This window comes from Noviherbaspirillum sp., from assembly GCF_036846085.1.
In the GTDB taxonomy this organism is placed as follows: Bacteria; Pseudomonadota; Gammaproteobacteria; order Burkholderiales; family Burkholderiaceae_D; genus Noviherbaspirillum.
The window spans coordinates 1564-7720 of record NZ_DAIUCO010000254.1 but is presented as its reverse complement, the minus strand read 5'-3'; the positions used below and the strand labels follow the sequence as shown (position 1 = coordinate 7720).

General features: G+C 59.9%; 6 protein-coding genes. 4 read left to right on the top strand and 2 right to left on the bottom strand.

Going from position 1 to position 6157, the window contains the following annotated elements; translation table 11 throughout:
* Positions 1–387: 387 nt before the first annotated feature.
* On the top strand, positions 388–1293 hold the full coding sequence (locus tag V7080_RS21510) for a lysylphosphatidylglycerol synthase transmembrane domain-containing protein (RefSeq protein ID WP_334190435.1): 906 nt from the start codon (positions 388–390) through the stop codon (positions 1291–1293).
* Here the strand turns inward: V7080_RS21510 and V7080_RS21505 are convergent.
* Positions 1290–1826, bottom strand: a complete 537-nt coding sequence (locus V7080_RS21505) for a regulatory protein RecX (RefSeq protein ID WP_334190434.1) — start codon at positions 1824–1826, stop codon at positions 1290–1292. The genes V7080_RS21510 and V7080_RS21505 overlap by 4 nt on opposite strands.
* On the bottom strand, positions 1813–2382 hold the full coding sequence (locus V7080_RS21500) for a hypothetical protein (RefSeq protein WP_334190433.1): 570 nt from the start codon (positions 2380–2382) through the stop codon (positions 1813–1815). The genes V7080_RS21505 and V7080_RS21500 overlap by 14 nt, the downstream gene beginning before the upstream one ends.
* 686 nt (positions 2383–3068) lie before the next feature.
* Between V7080_RS21500 and waaF the strand changes: the two genes are divergently transcribed.
* The 3 genes from waaF to V7080_RS21485 form a co-directional block, all read left to right on the top strand.
* The gene (gene waaF / locus V7080_RS21495) at positions 3069–4136 is read left to right on the top strand and encodes a lipopolysaccharide heptosyltransferase II (RefSeq protein ID WP_334190432.1); all 1068 of its coding nucleotides are present in this window, start codon (positions 3069–3071) and stop codon (positions 4134–4136) included.
* A 19-nt stretch (positions 4137–4155) separates the two neighbouring features.
* Positions 4156–5148 carry an ADP-glyceromanno-heptose 6-epimerase gene (rfaD, locus tag V7080_RS21490; RefSeq protein WP_334190431.1) on the top strand — a complete coding sequence of 331 codons (993 nt, stop codon included), beginning with the start codon at positions 4156–4158 and terminating at the stop codon, positions 5146–5148.
* Positions 5149–5415: 267 nt separating this feature from the next.
* Positions 5416–6157: PDC sensor domain-containing protein (locus tag V7080_RS21485; protein ID WP_442947268.1), on the top strand; the 742-nt coding region annotated here is incomplete at its 3' end.

The following is a 6157-nucleotide window of genomic DNA, read 5'->3' as shown; positions in this document are numbered from 1 at the left end:
GGCTGCACGGTGGTCTCCTGCTGGAAAGCACCGAATGTAGCAAACGGGATTTTCAAAAAAATTGACTTGCGTCAAAATTTGCAGAATCGCATTTCAGGTCTCCATCGCCGTTCGGCAGGTCATGTTCCGATGCATGCTTCGGCGGCGATTGAGGTATCTTGACGGGCCGGCATCGCGTTCATGGTACGTTTCCATGGTACGCGTATCGCGAAAGCGGTTGCCGGTCGCCATTTGTCCTTCGGGATGCGGGAAACAACGCGCCTTCCCTTGCCGGTCAGGGCAACGAAACGTCATTCAAAGAAAATTCACGTCATTCGGTCAAGGTGATGTTTTCCCTTGCCGGTGCATTCTTATGTGCTTATGCCTTCTCAAATACCGATAAGAACATTGTCGCTGGCAGTGGCGCTCGCCGTGCTGGTGTATATGGGCATGGCAACCATGGCGGACTGGTCTGCCTTCGGCGACGCCGTAAGGACGACGCCCGTGATCATGTGGTTCCAGGTCATTGCCCTGTCGCTGGTCAGTTACCTCGCCAGGTTCATGCGCTGGCACCGGTTTCTCCTCGCCCTCCGACATCCAATTCCGGTCATGCGCAATCTGGAAATCTACCTTTCCGGATTCGCCCTGACGCTGACTCCCGGCAAGGCGGGCGAGACCGTTCGCTCCATCTATCTTCAGCCCTATGGCGTGCGCTATGCCGAAAGCATCGGCGTGTTCATCGCCGAACGGCTGCTGGACCTGATCGTCGTCGGCCTGCTTGCCGGCCTTGCGGTGTTCATCTTTCCCGAACACCGCGCGTGGGCGCTGGGCGCGGTCGCGTTCTTCCTGTTGATGGCGGTGCTCCTGCGCTCGCGGATCATGGCCTTTCTCACCACGCGCCTGGAGCGGCACGCCGTCGGCAGACATACCGCCAACGGGATCGATACGGTGCGCTTCGTGCTGTCCGGCAGGCGGCTTGCCGGTGCATTGCCATTGAGCCTGCTGGCCTGGGCAGCGCAGGGTTTCTCGCTCTACCTGGTGGTGCAGGCCCTTGGCTACGATATACCGGCGACCGACGTGATGTCGATCTATTGCCTGAGCATACTTGCCGGCGTGGCGTCGATGATTCCGGGCGGGCTGGGCGCCACCGAAGCGGCGATCGCCCTGCTCCTGAATGCCGTCGGCATGAGCCAGGGCGATGCCATTTCGGCTTCGCTGATCAGCCGCGGCCTCACGTTGTGGCTGGCGGTCGGCATCGGGATCGCGGCGATGAGCAAGATCGCGATGACGGCGCAGCTGCAGCGGAATGCCTAGTCGGCATCCTGCGCCGGTTGTGCCAATGCCTGCAGCGCCTGCTTGATCGCATCGCCGGAAAACCCGCGATAGCCGAGATAGCGCCAGACCTTGGCGCCGAGTTCGCGCGAGACGCCTTCGGCGGCAAGCTTGCGGAATTTTTCCACTGCTTCGATGGCGCGCTCCGCTTCCGGGGCAAGCGTATCCAGCTGCGCCCGGACCACGGTGTCCTCGACGCCCTTCGTGCGCAAGTCCATCTGGATTTTCCGGTTCCCCGCCCGGTGCGCGGTGGAGCGGGCTTTCATGCCCGCATACCGTTCGTCGGACTGGTAGTTGTTCGCCTGGACGAAGGCCATCGCCTCATCGGCTTCCTCTTCGGAATACCCGCGCTGGATGATTTTCTTGCGCAGTTCGGCGGCACTCAGTTCCCGCCGGCTCAAGTGCCAGATCGCATAGGACTTGCTCGACCGGGCCGGCTTTTCCTTCTTGCCGCTTTGCGAATCGGGATGTTGCCGCCGCCGGTCGGAGGAACGCGTGATTTCAGGAGGAGACATTGGAGCCCGATGAGGAAATTGACTGGATACCCAGCCTGGAAAAGAGTTCGGCGCGCTGCATCTGTGTCAGTTCGCCCACTTCGGACAATATCCTGCCGACCGGCCTGCTGACCAGCTTTTCCGTTGCATCCTGCGCAGGCACGGCTGCGAAGCGAACCCGGATTTCTTCGAGCGCTTCCGGCCGCGGCAGCGTCGCGACGATGCTGACCAGTTCGTCGAGATTGTCCGGCGTGGCGACATCGGCGGCCGCGCACAGCACCCGCATGCTCGCCCGCGACATCGCAAGCAAATCCTGGTTCGGGATATCGAGTTCCAGCACGAACTTCCGCGCAACCTTCATGTATTGGCGTGCTGCCTGCGGGTGAATCCCTTCTTCGACCAGGAAGCCGCGGAAGCTGCGGGCCGCGGTCCGGCCGCGCCATTCCCCGGCGTCCTCGAGCACGCACAGCATCGCTCCCATGCGTATTTTTTGAAAACCGATATGCCGGTGAACCTGCGTGGTCAGCTTGTACAGGTCGACGTCCTTCGGCGCGTCGGTGGAATTGGAAAGTGTCATTGCCATTCGCTTTACCGGCCAAAAAGCCGTAATAGAAAAGAAGTACCAATGCAGCATGGGGGCCATGTTGCACTGGAGCGTCGGGCACCGGGGAGATGTGATCCGTGCCGGTAAATGGGAAGCCTCGACATCGGCTACCGTGTCGTCCGGATGAGAGGGTGCTATGGATGAAATATGGGGTCGTTCGCTGGAAAATCCAGCAATTCCAACCATAAAAATGATGAAAGCGACGCATCGGAAGAGCGGCGAAGGCAGCCATTCATGCAGCAAATCGGCACGACGGGTATGCTGTCTTCACCCGAAGTCGCTTGTTGACTGGTCGAAATCTCGTAGCATTATTGTTCCGATTTTACAGGTTAGGGTTGGAGTCCGAGCGGCTGTCAAAGTTGCCACATTACAGACTTCCCAGGGTGCATTTGGCAGCCCTCCGGGCTGGATCCGACACAGGCAGGCAACTCCGTACTCTGGCGTCGATTGCCTATGCACGGGCGGCACTTGCATTGATGCAACTGCTTCGACAGAGCGAATCCAGCAGCATATTGGACAATGACACCGTCACCGCGCGCTGCCCGGTTACCGACCCGAGGTGGCTTCCTGACAGGCAAGCGGGTAAACTACCGCACGCTTCCGACGTGCGCGACGCAGGCGGCGGACGAACCCGTCGCCGGCCCATGCAATCCATCATCATGAACAAAACAGACACATCCTCTCCCCGCATACTCGTCATCTCGCCGAACTGGATCGGCGATGCCGTGATGGCACAGCCGCTGCTGCGGCGCCTGCGCGAGCTGCATCCGCAATGGCCGATCGACGTGCTTGCGCCTGCATGGGTCGCGCCGGTATGGCGGGCGATGCGGGAAGTGGATACCGTGATGGAGACGCCGTTCAAGCACGGCAAGCTGCAACTGGGCGAGCGCCGCAGGTTCGCTGCGATGCTGAAGCCGCGCGGCTATGCGGAAGCCTATGTATTGCCCAACACCATGAAGTTCGCGTTGATCCCCTGGCTGGCAGGCGTTCCAAAGCGGGTCGGTTACAAGGGCGAGATGCGCTACGGTCTGTTGAATGTGATTCATCACGACGAGCCTGCCGCGCCGCGCCGGATGGCGGCGTTCTACGCGGCGCTGGCCGATGCGCCGATACGGCACCTGCCACAGGACGCCCCGTTGCCGCAGCCGTCACTGTCCGTTGCCGATGACGCGTCGGCCGCCGTCATGCAGCGCGTCGGCGTGCCCGCCGGCGTACCGGTCGTTGTGTTTGCCCCCGGGGCGGAATTCGGATCGGCGAAGCGCTGGCCATCCGACCGGTATGCCGAGCTGGCGAACATCCTGCGCCAGTCGCATCCCGATGCGGAAATCCTTTTGCTGGGATCGGGCAAGGACAAGCCGGTATGCGATGACATCGTTGCCGCCGCACCGGGCGTGCGCAACCTCGCCGGCGCAACGTCGCTGAGCGAGGCGATCGCGCTGATCGCCAAAGCGAGCGCGGTCGTCTGCAACGACTCCGGGCTGATGCATATCGCCGCCGCATTGCGACGCCCTCTCGTTGCGGTGTACGGACCGACCGACCCTCGCCATACGCCGCCCCTGTCGGAGCTGGCCGCGATTCTCTGGCTGCACATTGAATGCGCCCCGTGCCAGCAGCGCGAATGCCCGCTCGGGCATCATCGCTGCATGAAGGACATCTCGACGGAGATGGTGTGGAAACCGCTCGAGCCAATGCTGAGCGGCGAGCGCAGCACCATCACCACCGCATAGCGACATACAAAGGATACCCATGATTCTCATCACCGGCGCCGCAGGTTTCATCGGCAGCAACCTCGTCCACGCGCTGACCAGGCGCGAGCCCTACAACGTGTTCGCGGTGGACAACCTGTCGCGGCCTGACAAGTTCATCAATATCGTCGACACCGAAATCGCCGACTATCTGGACAAGGAAGATTTTCTTGTCCGGCTCGAGCGCGGCGACTTCAACGGCAAGTTCTCCGCCGTGCTGCATCAGGGCGCCTGTTCCAACACGATGGAACAGGATGGGCGCTACATGATGCGCAACAACTACCAATACAGCATCGCGCTGTTCGAGTTCTGCCAGCGAGAGAACATTCCGTTCATCTACGCATCCTCCGCGGCGGTATACGGCAGCAGCACGGTCTTCAAGGAAGAGCGGCAGTATGAACGGCCGCTGAATGTCTACGGCTATTCAAAATTCCTGTTCGACCAGTACGTGAAAAAATTCTGGGCCACGCACGGCAGGCAGTCGGCCGCTCCCGTCGTGGGACTGCGTTACTTCAACGTGTATGGACCGCGGGAAATTCACAAGGGCACGATGGCATCGGTTGCATTCCACCAATACCATGAGTTCCTCGCCAACGGAAAAGTGAAATTGTTCGGCGGCCACGACGGCTACGACGCCGGCGCGCAGATGCGTGACTTCGTGTACGTCGACGATGTCGTCGACGTCAATTTGTTCTTCCTAGAGCATCCGGAAAAAAGCGGCATCTTCAATCTCGGCACCGGACGCGCGCAACAATTCAACGATATTGCGGTCGCGGTGGTCAATGCACTGAAACCTGCGGGCGCACCGCTGACGCTGGAACAGATCGTTACGCAGGGTCTTCTCGAATACATTCCCTTTCCGGACAAGCTCAAGGGCAAATACCAGAGCTTCACCCAGGCCGACATCGCGCAGTTGCGCCAGGCCGGCTACGACAAGCCGTTCGCCGATGTTGCCACCGGCGTCAGCCGGTATATCGAATGGCTTAAGGCCTGACACCTGGGCATGGTTGCACGTGCCGGCCGTGCAACCAGTGCCACATCCACAACATTGCCTTTCATGCAAATGCAGCGTGTTTCCTCATCGCGCCGCGATCCGCGTGCATAAACGCTAAACCAATCTCCGCACCACGTGTCATATCAGACTGCCTGACATGGCGAACAGGAAATTTCCCGGTTCGTCGGCAGCGGCATTGCACCCGATCACCGGGTCGTTCACCACATCTCCGCTGGATGTCTTGTTTAATCGGTATCGGAGAAGCTTTTGGCACGACAATCATTTTCAACCATCCACCATAAACCCTCGCACCGACCAGGGAAGATCCGCAAAAATCTGGATGAACTCAAAGGCCACTTCGACAAGGTGCTCGTCTGGCCTCTGCTCATCCTTGCACTGACGATCCTCGGATGGTCCATGCTGTTGATGAAGCTGGATACCGACAAACAGGAAATCCACCAGTTCTCATTACAGCAAAGCACGACTCTGGCGCAAGCCTATGCGGATCATCTGGCGCGCAATTTTGAAGCGATCGACCAGATTGCGTTGCATGTCAAATACGAATGGGAATTGTCGAAAGGTACGCTCAAGCTGGACACCGCCCGCGCCAGAGGCCTGTTTCCGTCTTCCGAATTGGTACTAGTAGCGATCGCCGACAGCAAGGGCAATACCCTTACCAGTACCGTTCCCATCGACAGGCCGGTCAACATTGCCGACCGTGAGCACTTCAAGGCGCATATGTATAACAGCCAGGATACCTTGTATATCAGCAAGGTATTGACAGGGCGCCTGTCCGGCCGCCCGGTGATCCAGTTTTCCCGCAAGTTGACCCGACCGGACGGCGGTTTCGATGGCGTGGTGGTGGTGTCGGTCGAGCCCGCATTCCTCGCATTGTCGTTTGAATTCAGCAGCCTGGGACAGAACGGCCTGCTGGCCGCCGTCGGCGACGATGCCACCGTGCGAGTGTCGCGGGTCGGTAAGATCGTCCCTTCGCATCAGTATCCGCCGC